The sequence below is a fragment of the Mycolicibacterium moriokaense genome (genome assembly GCF_010726085.1).
Lineage (GTDB): Bacteria > Actinomycetota > Actinomycetes > Mycobacteriales > Mycobacteriaceae > Mycobacterium > Mycobacterium moriokaense.
In genome coordinates this window covers 794,122-817,782 of sequence record NZ_AP022560.1, presented here as the reverse complement: position 1 = coordinate 817,782, position 23,661 = coordinate 794,122, and the positions used below count along the sequence as shown (strand labels likewise).

At 67.3% G+C, this 23,661-nt stretch carries 13 protein-coding genes; 6 read left to right on the top strand and 7 right to left on the bottom strand.

Annotated elements, in window-relative coordinates:
* The first annotated feature begins 111 nt into the window (after positions 1 to 111).
* The 3 genes from G6N43_RS03865 to G6N43_RS03855 are packed head-to-tail and all read left to right on the top strand — an operon-like array spanning position 112 to position 7,495.
* On the top strand, positions 112 to 3,390 hold the full coding sequence (locus tag G6N43_RS03865) for an arabinosyltransferase domain-containing protein (RefSeq protein ID WP_083157528.1): 3,279 nt from the start codon (positions 112 to 114) through the stop codon (positions 3,388 to 3,390).
* Positions 3,391 to 3,398: 8 nt separating this feature from the next.
* Positions 3,399 to 6,587 (top strand): arabinosyltransferase domain-containing protein, encoded by a 3,189-nt coding sequence (locus G6N43_RS03860; protein WP_234810317.1) that lies wholly within the window; start codon positions 3,399 to 3,401, stop codon positions 6,585 to 6,587.
* Complete coding sequence (locus G6N43_RS03855) at positions 6,584 to 7,495, top strand: MBL fold metallo-hydrolase (protein WP_083157526.1); 912 nt, start codon at positions 6,584 to 6,586, stop codon at positions 7,493 to 7,495. Before G6N43_RS03860 ends, G6N43_RS03855 begins: the two co-directional genes overlap by 4 nt.
* 1 nt (position 7,496) lies before the next feature.
* Here the strand turns inward: G6N43_RS03855 and G6N43_RS03850 are convergent, their stop codons facing one another.
* Both G6N43_RS03850 and G6N43_RS03845 read right to left on the bottom strand, forming a co-directional pair.
* Entirely contained in the window at positions 7,497 to 8,957 is a 1,461-nt protein-coding gene (locus G6N43_RS03850; RefSeq protein WP_083157525.1) for a serine/threonine-protein kinase, read from the bottom strand.
* A 31-nt stretch (positions 8,958 to 8,988) separates the two neighbouring features.
* Positions 8,989 to 9,999 carry a DUF4331 family protein gene (locus G6N43_RS03845; protein WP_083157524.1) on the bottom strand — a complete coding sequence of 337 codons (1,011 nt, stop codon included), beginning with the start codon at positions 9,997 to 9,999 and terminating at the stop codon, positions 8,989 to 8,991.
* 166 nt (positions 10,000 to 10,165) lie between these two features.
* Here G6N43_RS03845 and folE point away from each other — a divergent pair, with 166 nt between their 5' ends.
* The 3 genes from folE to G6N43_RS03830 are packed head-to-tail and all read left to right on the top strand — an operon-like array spanning position 10,166 to position 13,030.
* A complete protein-coding gene (folE, locus tag G6N43_RS03840) occupies positions 10,166 to 10,804 on the top strand; it encodes a GTP cyclohydrolase I FolE (protein WP_083157523.1) in 639 nt (212 codons plus the stop codon).
* A 4-nt stretch (positions 10,805 to 10,808) separates the two neighbouring features.
* Positions 10,809 to 12,278: an MFS transporter gene (locus G6N43_RS03835; protein WP_083157522.1), complete on the top strand. Its 1,470-nt coding sequence runs from the start codon at positions 10,809 to 10,811 to the stop codon at positions 12,276 to 12,278.
* Positions 12,275 to 13,030: a dihydrofolate reductase family protein gene (locus G6N43_RS03830; RefSeq protein WP_083157521.1), complete on the top strand. Its 756-nt coding sequence runs from the start codon at positions 12,275 to 12,277 to the stop codon at positions 13,028 to 13,030. The genes G6N43_RS03835 and G6N43_RS03830 overlap by 4 nt, the downstream gene beginning before the upstream one ends.
* Here G6N43_RS03830 and G6N43_RS03825 read toward each other — a convergent pair.
* The 5 genes from G6N43_RS03825 to G6N43_RS03805 form a co-directional block, all read right to left on the bottom strand.
* A complete protein-coding gene (locus G6N43_RS03825; RefSeq protein ID WP_083157520.1) occupies positions 13,027 to 14,577 on the bottom strand; it encodes an acyl-CoA carboxylase subunit beta in 1,551 nt (516 codons plus the stop codon). The two genes, G6N43_RS03830 and G6N43_RS03825, sit on opposite strands and share 4 nt — an antisense overlap.
* Positions 14,574 to 19,973: a polyketide synthase Pks13 gene (gene pks13 / locus G6N43_RS03820; protein ID WP_110810567.1), complete on the bottom strand. Its 5,400-nt coding sequence runs from the start codon at positions 19,971 to 19,973 to the stop codon at positions 14,574 to 14,576. The genes G6N43_RS03825 and pks13 overlap by 4 nt, the downstream gene beginning before the upstream one ends.
* 18 nt (positions 19,974 to 19,991) lie before the next feature.
* The gene (gene fadD32, locus G6N43_RS03815) at positions 19,992 to 21,881 is read right to left on the bottom strand and encodes a long-chain-fatty-acid--AMP ligase FadD32 (protein ID WP_083157518.1); all 1,890 of its coding nucleotides are present in this window, start codon (positions 21,879 to 21,881) and stop codon (positions 19,992 to 19,994) included.
* A 175-nt stretch (positions 21,882 to 22,056) separates the two neighbouring features.
* Positions 22,057 to 23,067: a carboxylesterase Culp6 gene (gene culp6, locus G6N43_RS03810; protein ID WP_083157517.1), complete on the bottom strand. Its 1,011-nt coding sequence runs from the start codon at positions 23,065 to 23,067 to the stop codon at positions 22,057 to 22,059.
* Positions 23,068 to 23,118: 51 nt separating this feature from the next.
* Positions 23,119 to 23,616 (bottom strand): DUF732 domain-containing protein, encoded by a 498-nt coding sequence (locus G6N43_RS03805; RefSeq protein ID WP_110810566.1) that lies wholly within the window; start codon positions 23,614 to 23,616, stop codon positions 23,119 to 23,121.
* Between the last annotated feature and the right edge of the window lie 45 nt (positions 23,617 to 23,661).

The following is a 23,661-nucleotide window of genomic DNA, read 5'->3' as shown; positions in this document are numbered from 1 at the left end:
GCTCGCACCATGCGGTTACAACGGCGGAATCGCCTGGCCCTGGTCACACATCGGCTTTGCTCGGCCCCGCATCGTCAGCGCGGGCACTTGGGTCGCATACCATCGAGCCTCGTGCCACGCGACCCTGAAGACGGCCGGGATGAGCGGACCCATCGGTTCGCCCGGCTGATCGCCGTCGTCGCAGGAATCGCGGGGCTGCTGCTGTGCGGCCTGGTTCCGCTGCTGCCCGTCAACCAGACCACCGCCACCATCCTGTGGCCGCAGACGTCCTCCCCGGACGGTCTGATCACCGACATCACGGCGCCGCTGGTGTCCGGAGCCCCGCTGGCCCTCGACTTCTCGATCCCCTGCCAGGCCGTCGCCACCCTGCCCGACGACGGTGGGCTGGTCGTGTCGACCGTGCCGCCTGCCGGGATCGACGCCAGTCGCAACGGCATGTTCGTCCGCGCCACCGAGGACCTCGTGGTGGTGGCCGTACGCGACACCGTCGCCGCCGTCGCGCCTCGACCGGCAGTGGAGTCCGGGGCCTGCAGCACCCTGCACCTCTGGGCCAATCCCGGCGAGGTCGGTGCCGACTTCATCGGCATCCCCGGCGCCGCGGGCACGCTGCCCGCTGAGAAAAAGCCCCAGGTGGCCGGGGTGTTCACCGAGCTCAAGGTGGCGGCACAGGAGGGTCTGTCGGGCCGCATCGACATCGACACCCGGTTCATCACCTCACCGACACCTCTCAAGCTCGCCGTGATGGTGCTCGGCGTCGCCGCCGTGATCGCCTCGATGGTGGCCATGGCCGTGCTGGACCGCGCGGGCTCCCGCCGCGTCGCCCATGCCTGGCGACGATGCTGGCGGGTCGGCTTCGCGACGTGGCTGGCCGATATCGGCGTCGTCGGGACGCTGCTGCTATGGCACCTGATCGGCGCCCTGTCGTCGGACGACGGCTACAACCTCACCATCGCCAGGGTCTCCTCCGAGGCCGGCTACACCGCGAACTACTACCGCTACTTCGGCGCCAGCGAGGCCCCGTTCGACTGGTATCAGTCGGTGCTCGCGCAGCTTGCGTCGGTCAGCACCGCCAGCGTATGGATGCGCATACCCGCGACCCTGGCCGCAATCGGCGCCTGGCTGATCGTCAGCCGTCTTGTGCTGCCCCGGCTGGGCCGGCGACTTTCGCAGAACCGGGTGGCTGTCTGGACGGCGGGGGCGGTGTTCCTGGCGGCCTGGCTGCCGTTCAACAACGGCCTACGCCCCGAGCCGCTGATCGCGTTCGGCGTCATCGCTGTGTGGGCGCTCGTCGAATACGCGATCGGCACCCGACGCCTGCTGCCGTACGCGCTCGCCATCGTGGTGGCGGTGTTCTCGGTGACGCTGGCGCCACAGGGCCTGATCGCCGTCGCGCCGCTGGTGGTCGGTGCGCGCGCGGTGGCGCGGATCATCCGCAGCCGTCGCGACGGCGTCATCGCCCCGCTGGCCACCCTGCTCTCGGCGGGCGCACTGATCTTCGTGGTGGTGTTCCGCGACCAGACCCTGGCCACGGTCGCCGAGTCGGCCCGCATCAAGTACGTCGTCGGCCCGACGATCGCGTGGTACCAGGACTTCCTGCGCTACTACTTCCTCACCGTCGAGGACAGCGTCGACTCGTCGCTGACGCGTCGCTTCGCGGTGCTCGTACTGCTGCTGTGCCTGTTCGGCATGCTGACCGTCCTGCTGCGCCGCAGCGTGGTCCCCGGCATGGCACGCGGCCCGGTGTGGCGGCTGATCGGTACCACCGCGATCGGCTTGATGCTGCTGACGTTCACGCCGACGAAGTGGGCCGTGCAGTTCGGCGCCTTCGCCGCGCTGGCCGGGGCCCTGGGCGCCGTCACCGCGTTCGCGTTCGCCCGGGTCGGACTGCACAGCCGACGCAATCTCGCGCTGTACGTCACGGCGCTGCTGTTCGTATTGGCCTGGGCGACATCGGGTATCAACGGCTGGTTCTACGTCGGCAACTACGGGGTGCCTTGGTTCGACAAGCAGCCGGTGATTGCCGGATTCCCGGTGCTGACCATCTTCCTGGTGCTGGCGATCCTGACGGGTCTGCTCGCCGGCTGGCTCCACTTCCGCATGGACTACGCCGGCCACACCGAGGTCGCCGACACTCGCCGCAACCGGGCGCTGGCGTCGACGCCGCTGCTGGTGGTCGCCGTCATCATGGTCGTGCTCGAGGTCGGCTCGATGGCCAAGGGCGCGGTGCAGCGCTATCCCGTGTACACCACCGCCAAGGCCAACGTCGCCGCACTGACGTCGGGCCTGTCCTCGACCAGTTGCGCGATGGCCGACGATGTCCTCGTCGAACCGGACACCAATGCCGGTATGTTGCAACCGGTTCCGGGTCAGCGCTTCGGCGAGTACGGTCCGCTCGGCGGGGAGGACCCGATCGGGTTCACCCCCAACGGCGTCAGCGACACGCTGGAACCCGCCGAGCCCGTCACCGCCAACCCCGGCCTGGTGAACTCCGACGGCTCCCCCAACGAACCCAACGTCGGCATCGGCTACGCCGCCGGCACCGGCGGCGGCTACGGACCCGTCGGCGTCAACGGCTCCAACGTCTTCCTGCCGTTCGGTCTCGACCCCGCCCGCACTCCGGTGATGGGCAGCTACGACGAGAACACCGTTGCGGCCAAGGTCACTTCGGCGTGGTACCAGCTGCCGCCCCGGACACCCGACCGGCCGTTGGTGACGGTCGCCGCCGCGGGCGCCATCTGGTACTACGAGGAGGACGGCTCGTTCAACTACGGGCAGTCGCTGAAACTGCAGTGGGGTGTGCACCGGCCCGACGGGAGCTTCGAGGCGCTCAACGAGGTGCAGCCCATCGACATCTTCCCGCAGAAGGCTTGGCGCAACCTGCGTTTCCCGCTGGCGTGGGCGCCGCCGGAGGCCAACGTCGCGCGCATCGTCGCCGACGATCCGAACCTGTCCACCGATCAGTGGTTCGCGTTCACCCCGCCGCGTGTGCCAGTGCTGGAGACCGCGCAACAGCTGCTGGGGTCGCAGACGCCGGTGATGTTGGACATTGCGACGGCCGCGAATTTCCCATGCCAGCGCCCGTTCTCGGAACACCTGGGCGTCGCCGAGTTGCCGGAGTACCGCATCCAGCCGAACTTCAAGCAGATCGTCTCGTCGTCGAACATGTGGCAGTCCGCTCAGGACGGCGGCCCGTTCCTGTTCATCCAGGCACTGCTGCGCACCACGGCTGTGCCGAGCTACCTGCGTGACGACTGGTATCGCGACTGGGGTTCGATCGAACGCTACGACCGGGTGGTGCCGGCGTCGCAGGCGCCTGACGCCAAGATCCAGCAGGGCACGATCCGCGTCTTCGGCTGGAGCCGCAACGGCCCGATCAGGGCCCTGCCATGAGAGGGGCCATGACCAGCGAGACGCGGGTCGCCCGGTGGGTGGCGACGATCGCCGGACTCATCGGCTTCGTGCTGTCGGTCGCCACGCCGCTGCTGCCGGTGGTGCAGACGACGGCGACGTTAGAATGGCCTCAGCGGCAGGATGGTCAGAGCCAGCTGAACAACGTGACGGCGCCGCTGATCTCGCTGACCCCGGTGTCGATGACGGCGACGGTGCCGTGCGAGGTCATCCGGTCGATGCCGCCGTCGGGCGGGATGGTGTTGGGCACCGCGCCGAAGAACGGTAAGCAGGCGGCGCTGCAGTCGCTGTTCGTCACCGTCACGCCGCAGCGTGTCGACATCACCGACCGCAACGTCGTCGTGGCGAGTGTGCCGCGTGCGCGGGTGGTCTCCCCCGACTGTCAGCGCATCGAGATCACCTCCTCGGAGAAGGGCACGTTCGCGAACTTCGTCGGGCTGCGGAAGGCCGACGGCACGGAGCAGTACACGGGCTTCCCGGACCCCAACCTGCGGCCGCAGATCGTCGGCGTCTTCACCGACCTGACCGGTCCGGCACCGCCGGGACTTTCGGTGTCGGCGGTGATCGACACCCGGTTCACCACGCATCCAACGGTTTTGAAGCTCTCGGCGATGCTGCTGGCGATGGTCGCAACCGTCATCGCACTGATCGCACTGTGGCGGTTGGACCAGGTGGACGGCCGCCGGATGCAGCGCCTCATCCCCTCGCGCTGGCGGACGTTCAGCGCCACGGATGTGGTGGTGGTCGGCGGCTTCCTGGTGTGGCACATCATCGGCGCGAACTCGTCCGACGACGGCTACCAGCTGCAGATGGCGCGCGTCGCGGGCCATGCCGGCTACATGTCGAACTACTTCCGGTGGTTCGGCAGTCCCGAGGATCCGTTCGGCTGGTACTACAACCTGCTCGCGCTGATGACCAGCGTCAGCGATTCGAGCATCTGGATCCGGCTGCCCGACCTGGTGTGCGGAATCGTGTGCTGGCTCCTGCTGTCCCGCGAGGTGTTACCGCGACTGGGCCCCGCGGTGGTGTCCAGCCGGGCGGCGATGTGGGCGGCGGGCCTCGTGCTGCTGGCCGCGTGGATGCCGTTCAACAACGGCCTGCGACCGGAGGGGCAGATCGCCACCGGCGCGCTCATCACCTACGTGCTGATCGAACGGGCCATCGCCTCGGGACGGATGACGCCGGCGGCGCTGGCGACGCTGGTCGCGGCGTTCACCCTCGGCATTCAGCCGACGGGGCTCATCGCCGTCGCCGCGCTGCTGGCCGGCGGCAGGCCGATCCTGCGCATCCTCGTTCGCAGACACCGCCTCGTCGGCACCTGGCCGCTGATCGCGCCGATGCTGGCGGCGGGCACCGTGATCCTGACGGTCGTGTTCGCCGACCAGACCATCGCAACGGTGTTGGAGGCCACCAGAATCCGCACCTCCATCGGTCCGGCGCAGGAGTGGTGGACCGAGAACCTGCGCTACTACTACCTGATCCTGCCGACAGTCGACGGTTCGCTGTCGCGGCGCTTCGGGTTCCTGATGACGGCGCTGGCGCTGTTCGTATCGCTGTTCATCCTGTTGCGGCGCAAGCGAATTCCGGGTGTCGCGCGTGGTCCGGCGTGGCGGCTGATCGGCACGATCTTCGGCACGATCTTCTTCCTGCAGTTCGCCCCGACCAAGTGGGTACATCACTTCGGGCTGTTCGCCGCCGTCGGCGCCGCGATGGCGGCCCTGGCCACCGTCCTGGTCTCGCGGACGGTGCTGCGCTGGTCGCGCAACCGGATGGCGGTGGTGGCGGCCGTATTGTTCCTGCTCGCACTGTGTTTCGCGACCACCAACGGGTGGTGGTACGTGTCGAGCTACGGCGTCCCGTTCAACAACGCCATGCCGAAGATCGGCCCGGTCACCGTCAGCACCATCTTCTTCGCACTGTTCGCTCTCGCGGTGATCTGGGCCGCCGTGCTGCACTTCGCAGATCGCAGCTGGGGCGAGGACCGCGTGACCCGGGCCATCACCGCCGCGCCGATCCCCGTCGCGGCGGGCTTCATGGTGCTGGTGTTCGTGGGATCGATGCTCGCGGGCGTCGTGCGTCAGTACCCGACGTACTCCAACGCGTGGGCCAACCTGCGCGCCTTCACCGGCGGCTGCGGACTGGCGGACGACGTTCTGGTGGAACCGAATCCGAACGACGGGTTCCTGACGCCGCTGCCCGGAGACTACGGCCCGCTCGGCCCGCTGGGCGGCGTCGGGGCGACGGGATTCAGTCCCAACGGCGTGCCGGAGAAGATCGTCGCCGAGACGATCCGGATGAACCTGCCGATGCCCGGCACCGACTACGACTGGGATCAACCGACGAAACTGAAGACCCCGGGTGTCAACGGGTCGACGGTGCCGTTGCCATACGGCCTTGACCCCAAGCGCGTTCCGGTGGCGGGCAGCTACGTCGAGGGACCGCAGCAGCAGAGCCGGTTGACGTCGGCGTGGTATCAGTTGCCGCCCCGCCAAGACGCACACCCCCTTGTGGTGATCACCGCCGCGGGCAACATCACCGGCGACAGCGTGTTCAACGGGCGCACCGAGGGACAGACCGTCGAGCTGGAATACGCGCGGCCCGGACCGGACGGCACTCCCGTCCCCGCGGGCCGGCTGGTGCCGTACGACCTGGGTCCGGTCCCGTCGTGGCGCAACCTGCGGTTCCCCCGCGCGCAGATTCCAGACGATGCCGTCGCGGTTCGCGTTGTCGCCGAGGATCTTTCGCTGACGCCGGGCGACTGGATCGCGGTCACGCCGCCGCGGGTTCCGGAGCTGCGGTCGGTGCAGGAGTACGTCGGGTCGGAGCAGCCGGTCCTGATGGACTGGGCCGTCGGGTTGGCGTTCCCGTGCCAGCAGCCGATGCTGCACGCCAACGGCGTCACCGAGATCCCCAAGTTCCGGATCACGCCCGACTACAACGCCAAGCGCAAGGACACCGACACCTGGGAGGACGGCCTCAACGGCGGGCTGCTGGGCATCACCGACCTGCTGCTGCGCGCACACGTGATGGCGACGTACCTGTCCAACGACTGGGGTCGCGACTGGGGTTCGCTGCGCAAGTTCGACACCATAGTGGAAGCCCAACCCGCGACACTGGACTTCGGCACGGCCACCCACAGCGGCCTGTACTCACCGGGACACATCAGGATCAAGCCGTGACCTCGGACCACCTGCGGCTCGGCAAAGCGACCCTCACCCGCGTCGTCGAAACGCAGGTGGACAACATCCCGTTCGAGATGCTCCCGCGTACGCCACGCGACGTCTGGAATGAGGAGAGCGAGTTCACGCCCACCTACTGGACCGAGGACGGCTGGCGCATCGCCATGCAGATCTGGGTCATCGAGGTGGACGGGCTGACCGTGCTCATCGACACCGGCGCGGGCAACGACAAGACACGGCCGCTGATGGCGGTGCTCGATCATCTGCAGACCGACTTCCTGACGGTGCTGGGACGTGCCGGGTTCGCGCCGACCGATATCGACGTCGTGGTGAACACCCACCTGCACTTCGATCACGTCGGGTGGAACACCGTGCTGGACGGCGACACGTGGGTGCCGACGTTCCCCGAAGCCCGTTACCTCGTCCCGGAACTCGACTACCGGCATTTCTGCCCCGACGGCCCTGCGCAGACCTCGACGCCGCAGTCCGAGGAAGAGCAAGCGGCACAGCAGCATGTCCGAACGGTGTTCGCGGACAGCGTTTCTCCGGTGGAAGGGCAGATCGAGCTGTGGTCGGGCGATCACCAGCTCAGCGAGTCGCTGTGGCTGCGGCCCGCGCCGGGTCATACGCCGGGGGCGTCGGTGGTGTGGCTGGATGCGGGTAAGCCCGCGGTCTTCGTCGGCGACCTGACCCACTGCCCCATACAGATTCGTCGACCGAACGATCCGTGCGCGTGGGACGAGGACTTCGACGCGGCCGCGGTGACCCGGCGACGTGTGCTGACCGAGGCGTCCCGGCGTCGTGCCGCGGTGATACCCGCGCACTATCCGGGGCAGGGCGGAGCGACGGTGGTCGCGCGGGGGGATGCCTTCATGATCGACGACTGGCTGGAGCTGCCGCCCATCTGAGCTACGACGACTCGGTGGTCGTGGTCTCGGTCGTCTGCGTCTCGGACTCGTCGGGGGTGTTGGCCTCGAGGATGTCGCTGCGGCAGTCGGCGTGGGTCTGCCCGGTCTGTTCCATACAGACCAGCACCGGCTGCTGGCTCTCCGACGGCAACGCCACAGCGTCGGGACCGGGAGTGACCGTGGGACTGGAAACCTCGCCCGGGTACATCGACCAGATCGCCGCACCCGTCGTCGGCAGATGGGCACAGTAGGCCGGTGCGCCGGTTTCGGTGAGCCCGGCCTCGCCGAGCGTTCCGCACTCGGCCCCCACAACCACCACCGGCAGGGCGACACCGCCCGGTTGAGTCGTGGCAGGAGCCGTGGTGGTGGTCGGCGCGGCCTTGGTTTCTGCCGGCCGATCGCGGGAACGGTCGAACAGCACGAAGGCGACGCCAGCGAGGGCGATGAGCGCCAACGCGATGACCGCGGGCACGACGAAGCGGGGCCGGGAGCCGTTCTGCGGCTTGGCATGTCGAGGCCCCGAAACCCCGGTCGAGGACTGCGCGAGCATCGTCGGTTCGGATAGGGCGACGCCGGGGGCGGAACCGCTGGACGTCCACAGCGGGCGTGAGCCGGAGATCGTCGCGTCGGTGCGATGGGCAAGCGCACGGGCGAAGTCGATGCACTTGTCGAACCGGTCATTCGGCGACTTCGCCAACGCTTTCTCGAATGCCGTTCCGAGGTTGGACAATTCGGGACGGCGGGCGCCGATCGCAGGCGGATCGGAGGTCAGGTGCTGGCTGATCACGACCGCGGGATTCTCATGCTGAAACGGCGGAGTTCCCGTCAGCAGCTGAAACGCCGTCGCCGCCAACGCATACTGATCGGCCCGGCCGTCGATACCCTCGCCCATCAGCTGCTCCGGCGCGGCGTACGCGACGGTCCCGACGGTCATGTTCGTTCCGGTCAGGCTGTTCGTGTCGCCGATGCGCCTGGCGATCCCGAAGTCCGCCAGCATGATGCGCTCGTTGTTGGTGCCCGGGTTGGCCAGCAGGATGTTCGCGGGCTTGACGTCGCGGTGGAGCAGCCCGCGTTCGTGGGCGTAGTCGAGCGCGTCGGCGACCGCGGTGACGATGCGCACGACGTCGTCCGGGGGTAGGCCGTCGGGGTAGCTCTCGGTGAGGAGGCGGTGCGCGTCGGTGCCCTCGACGTAGTCCATCGAGATCCAAAGCTGGCCGTCGACGTCACCGCGGTCGTGCACCTCGACGATGTGCTGGTGCCACAGCGTGGCGGCGATGTCGGCTTCCCGGTTGAAGCGCTCCCGGTATTCGCTGTCGGCGCAGACGGTGGCCGAGAGCACCTTCAGGGCGTCATAGCGCGGCAGCCGCGGATGCTGGGCCAGGTACACCTCGCCCATGCCACCGGAGCCGAGCGAGCGCACGATTGTGTACCCGGCGATCTCCTGTCCGGCAGCGAGCGGCATGGGCGAATAGTAGTGGTCTCTGTCTCAACCCTCAGTGCGGAGTGCCCAGGTAGGGGAATTCGCTGAGGGTGTCGATGTGGGGACTCAACCCGCTCGGCGGGCATTCGCCCTTGGTCAGGAAGGCCAGCCGATAGTCGATGACGTCGTCGGTGAACGTCCGGCCGTTCGGGTACTTCGCTGGCTTGGACGGGTTGAACGTCAACATGTCGGGCAGGGTGCCCTCCAGGTCGATCGCGGCGACGGCCTCCTCGCGCGTGTAGTTGCCGGTGTGGCCCATCAGGTGGATGAACTGCTCGATCCAGCGTTCCCGGTCGTGCACGGGTTCGCTGGCGTTGTACTCCAGCTTGGTGTCGTCGGTGTTGAAGAAGCTGCTCACCGACGGGTGGCCGGCGCGGTCGACGTGGTTGAGCTTGCCGTCCTGCCGCAGGCTGCAGCGGCCCCAGATGCGGATATCGGGATCGGGGCGCAGGTAGGCGGTCGGCAGTTCGATCACCGTGGAGAACACGTTGGCCGTGGTGTTGGAGTCCTGACCGGTCCAGGGTGTCTTCCCGCCGAGCTCGGCAAGGTGCGGTGAGGTGAAGTTGCGCTTACCCGAGATGTCGAACAGGTTCTTGATGCCGTCGAAGTCGAAGAAGAAGGCATCGCTGCGGGCCCCGGCGAAGAACGTGAACTCGTTCGACCGGTGAATGTGCGGGGCCTTGCCGAAAGAGACCTCGACGGCATCGAAGATCTTCTCGCCGACGGCTTCCGGCTCCTCCGCCTCGTCGCCGTGGGCTAGGTAGACGTCGACGGTCTGTCGCCCGTCCTGCGGGGTCGAGAAGACGTAGCTGAACGCGATGTCGTTCTTCAGGTCGCCGTCGTTGTCGATGGCGAGCCGGTAGATGGCATCCGGATGCAGCGCATCGGCATTCGGGTTCGCGTTGAGGATCAGGACGGTTCGCGTCGAGTCGGCAGGCGATTGGAACGCATATAGGTCGCATAGGTCGAGTCGTTGGTCGCCGAGCGGCGGACCGAGGCTGAGGCCGGTGAAGTGGTTCGACACGACGTCAATGTAAGTCAATCGGGCGCCGAGCCGCAGTGGAGCGCGCAATTAGATTCATTTCGTTCACGGCGCCGTCAAAACTCTGTTATTGGTTATATCAGCTATCAGAATTGCGCGGCAGCAAGAGATTTGCGGTTGCTTTCTGCCGGACGGCAAGGGGGCGACGATGCTGCAGGCGCGCGAAGAGCCGCACACAGACGAATCGCGGCTCGAGGCTGGGCCCAGGTTCGATCAGCGCGCTTTCAATCAAGCCGCTGTGGAGGGGGCGATATTCGATCTGCTCGTCGCGATCGGTGAAGACCCGCTCCGCGAAGGGCTGCGCGACACCCCCGCCCGTGTCGCGCGCGCGTTCCGTGAGACGTTCGCCGGTCTGTACGCCGATCCCGATGACGTCCTGACAACGGTATTCGACGAAGACCACGACGAATTGGTGTTGGTCAGGCAGATACCGATGTACTCCACGTGCGAGCATCACCTGGTTCCGTTTCACGGCGTCGCTCACGTCGGCTATCTCCCCGGTGCGGACGGCCGCGTCACCGGCCTGTCGAAGATCGCGCGGTTGGTCGACCTGTACGCCAGACGCCCCCAGGTTCAGGAGCGACTCACCGCACAGATCGCCGACGCGTTCATGCGGAAACTGAAGCCCCGCGGCGTGATCGTCGTCGTCGAGGCCGAGCACCTGTGCATGTCGATGCGGGGGGCGCGAAAACCGGGCGCCGTCACCACCACCTCAGCCGTGCGCGGCCAGTTCAAAGACGATGCGGCGGCCAGGGCCGAGGCACTGCATCTGCTGCTGCGCGGGTGATGCGATGCGCACGCGGGCGGAGCTGACGGGACAACGTCCGTTCCGTGCGCTGTGGGCGATGATGCTGGGCTTCTTCCTGATCGTCGTCGACTCGACGATCGTCCCGGTGGCCAACCCGGAGATCAAAGCTCAGTTCGGCGCCGACTATCACGCCGTCATCTGGGTGACCAGCGCCTATCTGCTTTCCTTTGCCGTCTTCCTGCTCGTCGGCGGGCGCCTCGGCGATCGCGTCGGGCCGAAGAATGTCTACCTGGCCGGGCTGGCGCTCTTCACACTGTCATCGCTGTGGTGCGGACTCGCCGACTCCATCGATCTGCTGGTCGGCGGACGCGTCGCCCAAGGTATCGGCGCCGCCCTGCTCGCGCCGCAGACGTTCTCGTTGGTCACCCGCACCTTCCCGGCAGAGCGGCGGGGCGTCGCGATGAGTGTCTGGGGCGCCACCGCCGCAGTCGGCCTGTTCGTCGGCCCGTTGGCCGGTGGCCTCCTCGTCGACGCGCTGGGCTGGCGGTGGATCTTCCTGATCAACGTCCCGATCGGTGCCGTCGGACTCGCCATGGCGTGGAGGCTGATTCCCGCTCTGCCCACGCAGCGGCATCGCCTCGACATGGTCGGCGTGATGCTGTCGGGCGCGGCGATCTTCCTGATCGTGTACGGACTGCAGGAGGGGGAGCACCGCGAGTGGGCGCTACAGGTGTGGGCGACGATCACCGCCGGGCTCGGGTTGCTCGTCGGGTTCGTTGTCTGGCAGTCGATTCAACGCGGCGAACCGCTCATACCGCTTACGTTGTTCCGACACCGCGACTTCGCCCTTGCCAATGCCGGTATCGCACTGACCAGCTTCGCCGTCATCGCCGCCGTCGTCCCATTGATGTTCTACCTACAGGAGATTCGTGGGCTGTCGGCCACCCAGGCGGCGTTGACGACGACGACGATGGCAGTCGCGACCGGCGTGCTGGCCCCGATCGTCGGCAGGCTCGTCGATCGCGTCCATCCGCGAACCGTCGTCGGTCCGGGCTTCACGATGCTGACGATCGCCCTGGTCTGGCTTTCCATCGAGATGACGACGGAAACCCCGGTCTGGCGGTTGATGCTGCCGTTGACGTTGATGGGCGCTGCGGGGGCGTTCACATGGGAACCGTTGGCGGTCATCGCATCTCGGACACTGCCGGATGACCTTGCCGGTGCGGGTTCAGCCGTCTACAACAGCCTTCGCCAACTCGGTGCCGTACTCGGTAGCGCAGGCATCGCCGCACTGATGATTTCATTGATGGGCCATGCGTCCCACGAGCACGCGGCGACTCGACTACCGGATGTGCTCAAGGCGCCGTTCGCCGTCGCGATGTCCGAATCGATGCTCCTGCCGGCCGCTGCGGCAGCACTCGGGGCGATCACGACGCTCTTCTTGACAGGTCGTCCTTCTACGGTCCACGCAGAGACAGTCCAATCGAGCAGGGACGTGGGGGTTGCGTCATGACAGTTGTTGCGGGGTCGTCACATTCGAGGTTGCACGAGACAGACACGCTCACCGACGACGCTTTACGCGAGATCCTCGCCTATCCCGAGGGGCTGCGACAGCCGCGACTGCGCGCCAACTTCATTGCGAGCATCGACGGGGCGATGACGCTCGACGGGTCGGGTAGAAAGCTCGGGACACAGACGGATCGACGCGTCTTCAAACGCCTGCGTGAGGTCGCCGACGTGATCCTCGTCGGAGCGGTCACGGCAACGGCCAAGCCCTACGAGGACGTTCACCTCGACCAGGACGCACAAGCCTGGCGACTGGCGCACGGTCTGTCGTCTGTCCTGCCTGTCGCGGTGGTATCCAGCCGAGGGGTGATCCCGCCGCAGCTGCTGCACAATGCCGTGGCACCGCCCATCGTGTTCGTCTCCGCGACGGCGGACGCCGCCAGCCGGCGAGCGCTCGTCGAGTCCGGCGCTCGTATCAAGGAGCTCGCGGGTGGCCAGATACATGCTGCCGCACTGAAAGACGCGCTGGCCGAGTTGGGCCTGCACCGCGTGCTCGTCGAGGGCGGACCCACCCTGTTCTCACACCTGATGTCCGACGATGCGATCGACGAGCTGTGCATCACCACCAGCCCGATGATGGTCGCCGGACCCGCTCGACGCATCGCCTCCTCGGTCGAGCACGTGGCGATTCGTATGCAGCGCAAGGAGATACTGCTCGGCGACGACGGGACCGTCATCGTCCGATGGGTGCACCCCTAGATCGGCGTCAGACCGTGCTTGCGCTGCACCCGGTTGATCTGCTTGTCGCGCAGCAGCCGCATCGACTTGCGTAGCAACAGCCGGGTCTCGTGCGGCTGGATCACCGCGTCGATGAACCCGCGCTCCGCAGCGATCCACGGGGTCGCCATGTTGAGGTTGTAACCCTCGATGAAGTCCTGCCGGATCTTCTGCACCTCAGGCGCGGTCGGATCCGGGAAACGTTTCACGAGCAGCTGCGCCGCGCCCTCGGCGCCGATCACCGCGATGCGCGCCGTCGGCCACGCGAAGTTCAGATCGGCCGACAGCTGCTTGGAACCCATCACGGCGTACGCACCGCCGTAGGACTTGCGGATGGTGATCGTCACCTTCGGCACATCGGCCTCGACGACGGCGTTGAGGAAGCGGCCGCCGCGCTTGATGATGCCGCCCTTCTCCTGCTGGACGCCCGGCATGAAGCCAGGGGTGTCGACGACGAAAACCAAAGGCAGGTTGTAGGAGTCGCAGAACCGGATGAATCGCGCAGCCTTGTCGGAAGCCTCGTTGTCGATCGCGCCCGACAGATACATGGGCTGGTTCGCGATGACCCCGACGGGCCGACCGTCGATGCGGGCGAAGGCGGTGATGATCGCCTGACCCTGCTGCTCCGCCACATCGAAGACGTCGCCGTCGTCGAAGATGCGCAGCAGGATCTCGTGCATGTCGTAGGCCATGTTGTCGCTGTCCGGCACGATCGAGTCGAGCTCGTAGTCGTGCGGCGTCAGCTCCGGTTCGAGGCCCGGGTTGACGATCGGCGGATCGTCGAAAGTGTTGGCGGGCAGGAAGCTCAAGTAATCGCGGACGTACTGGAACGCCGCCGCCTCGTCCTCCACGACCTGATGGATGTTGCCGTACCGGGCCTGCGCGTCGGCGCCGCCGAGTTCGTCGAGGGTGACGTCCTCACCGGTGACGTCCTTGATGACGTCGGGACCGGTGACGAACATGTACCCCTGGTCGCGCACGGCCACCACCAGGTCGGTCTGGATCGGCGAATAGACCGCTCCGCCAGCGCATTTGCCCAGGATGATGGAGATCTCGGGAACGAGCCCGCGCAGCAACTCGTGGCGACGGCCCAGCTCGGCGTACCACGCCAGTGAGGTGACCGCGTCCTGGATTCGGGCACCCGCGGAGTCGTTGATGCCGATGATCGGGCAGCCGACCATCGCCACCCACTCCATCAGCCGGGCGACCTTGCGGCCGAACATCTCGCCGACCGAACCCTGGAACACCGTCTGGTCGTGGCTGAAAACGCCGACCGGCCTGCCGTTGATCCGGGCGTGTCCGGTGACTACGCCGTCGCCGAACAGGGCGTCCGGATCGCCCGGGGTCTTGCACAGCGCACCGATCTCGAGGAAGCTGCCCGGATCGACCAGCGAGTGGATGCGGGCGCGGGCACTCGGGATGCCCTTGCGCTCGCGCTTGGCGACCGCCTTCTCACCACCGGGTTCCTTCGCAAGCTCCAGCTTCTCGTGGAGTTCGGAGAGCAGTTCGGCAGTGGTCTTGTTGGTCACTTCGCCTGCTTCTCCTCTTCGCCCTGGGTGGCCTCGATCCGGTTGAGCGCCTCACTCATGTGTGCGCCGACCTTCGCAATGTACGGCTCGTCGATCGCCTGGATGTGCTCACCCCCGATGTGCACCACTTCCAGCTCGGACACGAACTCTCCCCACCCGCCGTCGGGCTTACGGGTGGCATACGCGGGCTCGAAGTAGATCGCGTCATCGTGGTAGCGGTCGGCCATGTACAGCGTGACCTTGCCGTCGTAGGGCTTGATCTCGGCGAGGTCGATGGCCCGCTGGTCCAGGTACGACGTGCGCTGGTGCTCGATGATTCCGCCGGGGATCTGCACCCCGCTCTGGCTCACGACGTCCAGCACGAACTTCACCTGGCCCTCGTCGTCGAGCGCCTCGAGCTCCTCATAGGGGATCTCGGGGATCTCGACGTTGAAGGTGCGTTCGGCGAACCGGGCGTAGCGGTCCCAGCGCTTGCGGGTCTCCTCCTTGGTCTGCAGGATCGGCTCCCCGGGCCGCACGGCGTCGATCAGGCCGACGAAGCGGACGTCGGCGCCCGCCTCTTTGAGCCCGATCGCGCAGGCGTAGGCGAGCACGCCACCGAGCGACCAGCCGGCCAGCACGAACGGCTTGTCGGGGTTGAGCTCCAGCAGCTTGGGCACGTATTCGCGGGCCCGCTCCTCGATCGACCCCTCGACGCGTTCGAAGCCGTACATCGGGGTGTTCGCGGGCAGGCGCTTGAGCAGCGGCTCGTACACCACCGTCGAACCACCGGCTGCGTGGAACACGAAAACCGGAACCTGGTCGGAGCCCTCCTGCGGCGCACGCAAAGTCCGCACGAAACCGTCGACCTTGCCGCCCTCGAGGTAGTCGCGAACCGTGGTGGCCAGTTCCTCGATGGTCTTCGCGCCACGGACGTCGTCGACGGTGATGGTGCCCTCGTCGACGCGTTCGGTGAGGCGTTCGGCGATCTTGGTCGCGGTGGCGTCGTCGATGGAGGGCAGATCGTTGAAGATCCCGCCCGGCGACTTGCCCGTCACGATCGCCCACGTCGCGAACGTCACCCGCTCGGCGGCGTCGCGCGGCGGCACGTCGGCACCGAGGGCCTCCACGACGGCCTCCTGGGTCAGCACCTTGGACGCCGCGGCCACCGTCGACTCCGACGGTCCGGTCGCCGACGGCCCGCGGGGGTCGGTCGGCGGCGGCGGGATGTCCGGGCCTGCCGGGTTGGTCGGCGGCGGTGGGATCTCGGCGTCCTGCTCGGCGTCCTTCTCGGGTACGGCGACGCCCTTCTCGGCCAGCGCCTCCTCCAACTCGGCGACCGTCGTCGCACCGCCCATCAACTCCGCCTGCTCGGCGGCGATCTCCTCGGCGGTCATCGTCTTCTGGTGCTCGGCAAGCTGGTCGACCTCGTCGCGATGCTCGATCGCGTACTGGATCAGCTTCTCCACCGCGTACAGGTTCGCGTCACGCACCGCGGTCAGCTGGATCGGCGGCAGGTCGAAGTCGTACTCGACGCGGTTCTTGATCCGCACCGCCATCAGCGAATCGAGGCCCAGCTCGATGAGCGGCACCTCCCACGGCAGGTCCTCGGGCTCGTAGCCCATCGCACCGCCGACGATCGCGCCCAGGCGCTGACCGATGGTCTCGCCGGTGTCCGGCGACCACTTGGCGAAGCCGGCACCGAGGTTCGCGCCCTGGGTCAGGTTGTCCTGCAGGATCTCCGCGTCATCCGCCGGCTCCTCGTCGGCCGGTGCGGCCGAAACCTGTTCGGCGACAGCCACTCCGGTTGCCACCGCGGTGGGCAGGCCGGCGACGGCGCCACCTCGGCTGACGACGGCGTCGTAGACCAGCGTGAACGACTCGTCGATGCGCGCGTGCACCTGAACGCTGGCACCGCCGGGATGGCGGGTCAGCGTGGTCACCAGGCGGGCACCCTCACCGGGCACCGCGCGTTGCTCGGAGGCGACCAGCTTCGCATCCGGAAGCACCTGCGCGGCAGCGGCTTTCACCAGCGCGGCGAGGTCGGCCTGTCCCTTCGGAACGAACTCCCACACGTGCCTGCCGTCGGGCATCGCGACGTGGTTGCCCGGCATCATCACCGAGCCGTCACCGGTGAACCGTGCCTCGAGCCAGTGCGGCTTACGGCGGAAGCGGGTGGGCGGGATGTTCGCGTAATCCGTCTTCGGGTCGACGGCCGGTGAGAACAGGGTGCGGAAGTCGAGGTCGTGGCCGTACACGTACAGCTGCGCCATCGCGGTGGTCATGGATTCGACCTCGTCCTGCTTGCGCGCCAGCGTCGCGATCAGCTGTGCGTCGTGCAGGCCGGCGTCGGCGGTGGTCAGACCCACCTGCATCAGCGCCACCGGATTCGGCGCCAGCTCAAGGAAAGTCGTATGTCCGTTGTCCACGGCATTGCGGATGCCCTGGGTGAAGTGGACGCTGTGGCGCAGCCCCTTCTTCCAGTAGTCCACGTCGTGGATCGGTTCGCCGCCGGGCCGGATGTATTTGCCCTCGTGCACCGTCGAGAAGTAACCGATGGTGAGCGGGCGAGGCTCGATGCCCTGCAACTCCGCGGCGAGTTCACCCAGCAGCGGGTCCATCTGCGACGTGTGGCTGGCGCCCTTGGTCTGGAACTTGCGCGCGAACTTCCCTTCCGACTCGGCGCGCGCGATGATCGCGTCCACCTGGTCGGGCGGACCGCCGATGACGGTCTGGGTCGGTGCGGCGTACACGCAGACCTCGAGATCCTTGAAGTCGGCGAACACCGTCTCGATCTCGTCGATCGAGTACTCGACGAGGGCCATCAGGCGGATGTACTCGCCGAACAGCATGGCCTCGCCCTCACCCATCAGGTGGGCGCGCGAGCAGATGGTGCGGGTGGCGTCGGCGAGAGAAAGGCCACCGGAGAAGTACGCCGCGGCGGCCTCGCCGAGCGACTGTCCGACCACCGCAGCGGGTTTCGCGCCGTGCGCCTTGAGCAGCTCGCCAAGCGCGATCTGGATCGCGAAGATGACGGTCTGCGTGGTCTCGATGCCGTAGTCCTGCGAATCGTCGAGGATCAGCTCGACGATCGAGTACCCGAGCTCGTCCTGCACGTGGGCGTCGACCTTGTTGATCCACTCGGCGAACGTCTCGTTGCGCAGGTAGAGGCTCTTGCCCATCTTGCGGTGCTGCGCACCGAAACCGGCGAGCACCCATACGGGTCCGTTGGCGACGGGCCCGTCGGCGCTGAAGACGCTCGGGTGCTGCTTGCCTTCGGCCACCGCACGCATGCCCTTGATGGCCTCGTCGTGATCACGGGCGAGGACGACGGCTCGGGAACGGCCGTGGTTGCGACGGGAGAGCGCGCGGCCGATCGACTCCAGCGACGACGCGCGGCCTTCCGGACTGTCGATCCAGTCGGCGAGTTCGGCGGCAGTGGCCTTCTTACGCGATGTCAGGAATCCCGAGACCGCAAGCGGCACAAGCGGTATGGGCTGTTCGGTGGCCTCGAGTTCCTCGCGCGCGATCTCCAGTAGACGCTTGGCCTCGTCGGTCAGGCCGGGCAGCTCGGGTTCGGCGTCAAGCCCCGCGTCGTCGTGCGCGGCGGTGTCGGCGCTGTACTCGTCCTCGTCGTCGTCGATGAACTCGCCGTACTCGTCCATCCGCACGCCGCCCACGTACACGGCGTTCGCCTCGGAGTCTGCTGCCGTCTCCGGCTCTTTCTCCGGTTCAGGCTCCGGCTCGACGAGGTCGGTTGCCAGCACCTCGCGCAGCACGAGGTGTGCGTTGGCGCCGCCGAAGCCGAAGCCGGAGACACCGGTGATCGCATGCCCGCTGTAGCGCGGCCAATCGGTGACGGTGTCGGCGACCTTCAGATGGATCGCGTCGAAGTCGATGTACGGGTTGGGCCCCGTGTAATTGATCGACGGCGGGATCTTGTCGTTCTTCAGCGCCAGCGCCATCTTGGCGAGGCTGGCCGCGCCCGCTGCCGACTCCAGGTGTCCCACATTGGATTTCACCGCACCGAGCAGGGCAGGCTTGTCGGCGGCACGTCCCTTGCCGACGACGCGGCCGAGCGCGTCGGCCTCGATCGGGTCACCGAGGATGGTGCCGGTGCCGTGCGCCTCGATGTAGTCGACGTCGCGGGGGTTGATGCCGGCGTCCTTGTAGGCCTTGCGCAGCACCTCGGCCTGAGCGTCGGGGTTGGGCGCGAGCATGCCGTTGGACCGGCCGTCGTGGTTGACCGCGCTGCCGGCGATGATCGCGTAGATCTCGTCGCCGTCGCGCCGGGCGTCGGCGAGCCGCTTGAGGACCAGCGCACCGCCGCCCTCGGCACGGGAGTAGCCGTCGGCGTCCTGCGAGAACGACTTGATGCGGCCGTCCGGCGCGAGCACGCCGCCGACCTCGTCGAAGCCGACGGTCACCAACGGGGTGATCAGCGCGTTGACGCCGCCCACGATCGCGACGTCGGCCTCGCCCGACCGCAGCGCCTTCACACCCTGGTGCGCGGCGACCAGCGAGCTCGAGCAAGCCGTGTCGACGGTGACCGACGGGCCGCGGAAGTCGAAGAAGTAGGACACCCGGTTGGCGATGATCGAACTCGAGTTGCCGGTGATCGCGTACGGGTGGGTGACGCTGGGATCCGAGAGCGCCAGGTTCTGGTAGTCGGCGTTCGACGAGCCCATGAAGACCCCGACCGCCTCGCCGCGCAGGCTCGACGCCGGGATGCGCGCGTTTTCCAATGCCTCCCAAGTCAATTCGAGCGCCATCCGCTGCTGCGGATCGATGTTGTCGGCTTCCATCTTCGACAGCGCGAAGAACTCGGCGTCAAAGCCCTTGATGTCGGACAGGTAGCCGCCGCGCGTGCGGGCCTTCGCGACGCGCTCGGCGATCCGCGGCTCGCCGAGGAATTCCTCCCAGCGTCCCTCCGGCAGATCGGTGATGGCGTCGCGGCCCTCGAGCAGCGCCTGCCACGTCTCGTCGGGGGTGTTCATATCGCCCGGCAAGCGCGTGGCGATGCCGACGATGGCGATGTTGAAGACGTCCTCGTCGACATCGCGCGACCAGTCCTCGTCCGCTGAGCCGTCGTCGACTTCCGGCTCGCCCTCGACGATGACCGTGGCGAGCGCCTCGATCGTCGGGTGCCGGAACGCCATGGTGGCCGTGACGGTGACGCCGGTGTAGTCCTCGATGTCGCTGGCCATCGCGACCGCGTCGCGGGAGGCCATGCCCAACTCGATGAGCGGCGCGTTCTCGTTGATCGCGTCGGGTGACTGACCGGTGGCGTTGGCCACCCAGTTGCGCATCCACTCGCGGAGTTCGGGGACCGTGATGTCGGTGCGCGACGGATTCAGTGGCGGCTCCGGCGCGATCTGGATCTCCGGTTGCTGCGAATCATCTTGTATGTCAGCCATATTCAGGGGTAACAGTCGTCAGTCTTTTTCGTCGGGGAAATCGTTGGCGATCTTGCCGCTGCGCAGGCTGCCGTCCAAGTAGGCGGCACGGCAGGCGCGGCGGCCGATCTTGCCGCTGGATGTCCGCGGAATCGCACCGGCCGCGGTGAGCAGCACGTCGCGCACGGTGACGCCGTGGCGCACTGCGATGGCGGCGCGGATGTCGTCCACGATCGGACCGATCTCGAGCTTGTGCGCACCCGGCGCGCGCTCACCGACGATCACCAACTGCTCCGAGGTGTCGTCCGGATCGCGCTTGAGCCCGGAGTGGGCGTTCTCGAAGACCTCATCGGGCAGCTGATTGGCGGGCACCGAGAACGCCGCGACGAATCCGGTCCGCAGCGCCTTCGTCGCCTCCTGCGCGGAGTATTCGAGATCCTGCGGGTAGTGGTTGCGGCCGTCGATGATCACCAGGTCCTTGGTCCGGCCGGTGATGAACAGCTCGCCGTCGTGGTAGGCGCCAAGGTCGCCGGTGCGCACCCAGGTGGCGTCGTCGGTGGCGCCCTCGGCGTGCGAGGGGTTGGTCCGCGACTTGAGGATGTTCTGGAACGTCTCGACCGTCTCCTGCGGCTTGTTCCAGTAGCCGGTGCCCATGTTCTGGCCGCTGATCCAGACCTCGCCGATCTGGCCGTCGGGCAGCTCGGAGGCCGTTTCAGGATCGACGATCACGGCCCACTCGGCGACGCCGACCTTGCCTGCGCCCGCCTGTGCGACGGCACTGGGCGCGTCGTCGGGAACCTCGATGAACCTGCCGCTGTTCAGCGCCTCGCGGTCGACGGACACGATCCGCGGATGGTCACCCATCGGGGTGGTCGACACGAACAGCGTCGCCTCGGCCAGACCGTAGGACGGCTTGATGGCCTGCGGCTTGAAGCCGTACGGTCCGAACGCCTCGTTGAACCTACGCACGGTGGCCGCCGAGATCGGCTCGCTGCCGTTGAGGATGCACTTCACGACCGACAGGTCCAGCGGCGGCTCACCCTCCTTGGGCACCGCGCGCGCCGCCGCGTGATCGAAGGCGAAGTTGGGCGCCACCGAGATCACGCCGCCGGTGTCGTCGGGCTTGCGCGACATCTCACGGATCCACCGGCCGGGCCGACGGACGAACGCCGCAGGCGTCATGAACGTGAAGTAGTAGCCGACCATGGGCGCCAGCACGGCGGTGATCAAGCCCATGTCGTGGAAGAACGGCAGCCACGACAGACCGCGGTCGCCCTCCTCACCGTCGAGCGCCTCGATGACCTGGACGACGTTGGTGGCCAGGTTCAGGTGGGTGATCTGCACGCCGGTCGGGATGCGGGTCGATCCGGACGTGTACTGCAGGTAGGCGATGGTGTCACGATCGACATCGACCTGTTCCCAAGTGGCGCCGACCTCGACGGGCACCGCGTCGACCGCGATGACACGGGGACGCTCCTTGGCGGGCCGGGTACGGAAGAACTTGCGCACCCCCTCGGCGGCCTCGGTGGTCGTGAGGATCGCAGAGGGCTGGCAGTCGTCGAGCACCGCGTGCAACCGGCCGACGTGGCCCGGTTCCGACGGATCGAACAACGGCACCGCGATGCGGCCCGAGTAGAGCGTGCCGAAGAACGCCACGATGTAATCGAGGTTCTGCGGGCAGAGGATCGCGACCCGGTCACCGGGTTCGGTCACCTGCTGCAGACGGGCCCCGACCGCGCGGTTGCGGGCGCCGAAATCCGCCCAGTGGAGATCGCGGGCCACCCCGTCACGCTCGACGGAGAAGTCGAGGAACCGGTAGGCAAGCTTGTCGCCGCGTACCTTGGCCCATTTCTCGACGTGCTTGACCAGGCTGCCGTTATCGGGAAACTGGATCAGTCCGTCTTTCAGGAACGGGTTGTGAAACCCCATTCTCACTCTCCTGTCGAAGGCATCGTCGTACGAGGCCGTTAGTCACAACTGCGCAGGCGCGCGCCGGCGCCAGGCCAATACCCTGCGCGTTTCGGCTTCGCGTCGCTCACCGCTCTTAGTTTTCTCTTAATGTTAGGCGACCTGCGGACGCTGTCCAAATCTCAGCGGTTACAGGTCAGCCATGTTTTGGGTGCGGAGCGTTATTGATCACACTCTGCGCCCAACCCAGTGTCCACTGCGGTGCCGAGGCACCATCAAGATTCCAGAATTGCGGCGTGTTGTACATCGCGTGGATCGGCTGGCCCGCGCCACCGCTGAGCACTTCGAGCGTCTTCGGCAGCTGCACGATGCTGAAGGCGGACTCGGGCGCCGAGCAGATCAGGTCTCCGGATGCACATATTTCATATGTGCGGTTGTTGAGCATCCCGAAGCCGCCCGGCCGCGGTCCGGTCATGTCGAGGCCGAGCTCGCCCAGCATGGGCACCTCGTCCAAGGTGATCTCCGCCCCGTGCCCGGGCGCATTGGGCCCGACCTCCTGGCCGACGCCGGGCTGGCGGCGGCCGTCGGCTATCAACGCGACCCCGAGCACCAGGTCCTCGTCGACGGGACCGCGGCCGTTGCCGATGTCGCTGGCGACGTCGCCGGCGATCACCGCGCCCTGCGAGAAACCGATCAGCACATAGCTGGTCAGCGGGCACCGGTTGTTCATGTCGGTCATGGCCCGCACCGTCGCGTCGAACCCTTCGGCACGGCTCTGGTTGTAGGACATCTGCTTGTCGGCGGCGAACGGGTTATGGAACTGCGCGGTGTAGGGCACCGTGTAGATCTCCAGCCGACTCGAGTCGAACTGCTGGCGCAGCGGGTTGGTGACGTTGAGCAGCAGCGCGATCGGGAACTGCGTCGGGTTGTACGGATCGAGCTGAGGTGAGGACTCCCAGGTGCCGGGAATCGAAATCAGCTGCACGTCCGGACAACTCGCGTCCTGGAATTCCGGCCGCGGTTTCTTGGTCGTCGGAGGTATGCCTCCCGGCGGGGCCGCCGTGGGCGGGACCGCACCCGGCGGGGTCTCCGGCTGCCGCTGCCAGACCCACACCAACACGACGACCAGTACCACGACGAGCGACACCGCCACCGCTGCGATGAGCCCCAGGATGCGGTGCCGTTTGCGCCGGCTGCTCTTGGGCATGGGGTTTCTCGTGCTCCTTGCGTGTGGTGGTCGGTGTACTCCCCGCGACGGCTAGCAGAGTCGCTCGGTCGCGATGCGAATGTAGTCGGCGGTGGCGGAGTCGACGTCGGCGGTCGATGGTGCGATCGAGGACAGGCGACCGTCACGCACGTCGCTTCGCACCAACGGCAGCACGAAATCCCACACCGCCTGATCGGTCTGTTTGGCGGCCCTGGCCTGACACACGTAGGACCCGATCGACAGGGCGGCCAGGTCGCTGGACGGTTTCACACCCGAGGCGCGCAGCGCGTCGAGGTAGCCACGTTGTTGGGGTGTCACCTGCAGAGCGTTCGACTGCCCGTGCAGCTGGGCCGGCCCGGGCGACGCACTGGCCTCGCCGTGCGCGATCGCCGTCTCGGAGGTGGGCATGCCCATGGTGGCCATCATGTCGGCACCGGAACACCCGGTCAGCAACGCCGGGACCGAGGCGACCACCAGCGTCGACGCCGAGGTTGCCAACCATCCCGAAAGCGGCGCCGAGGCGACCCATTGCCGTACCGAGCGTTGCACGACGTCCAAGGTACCGGCTGATACCCAGGAGAACCTGAGAGAGCG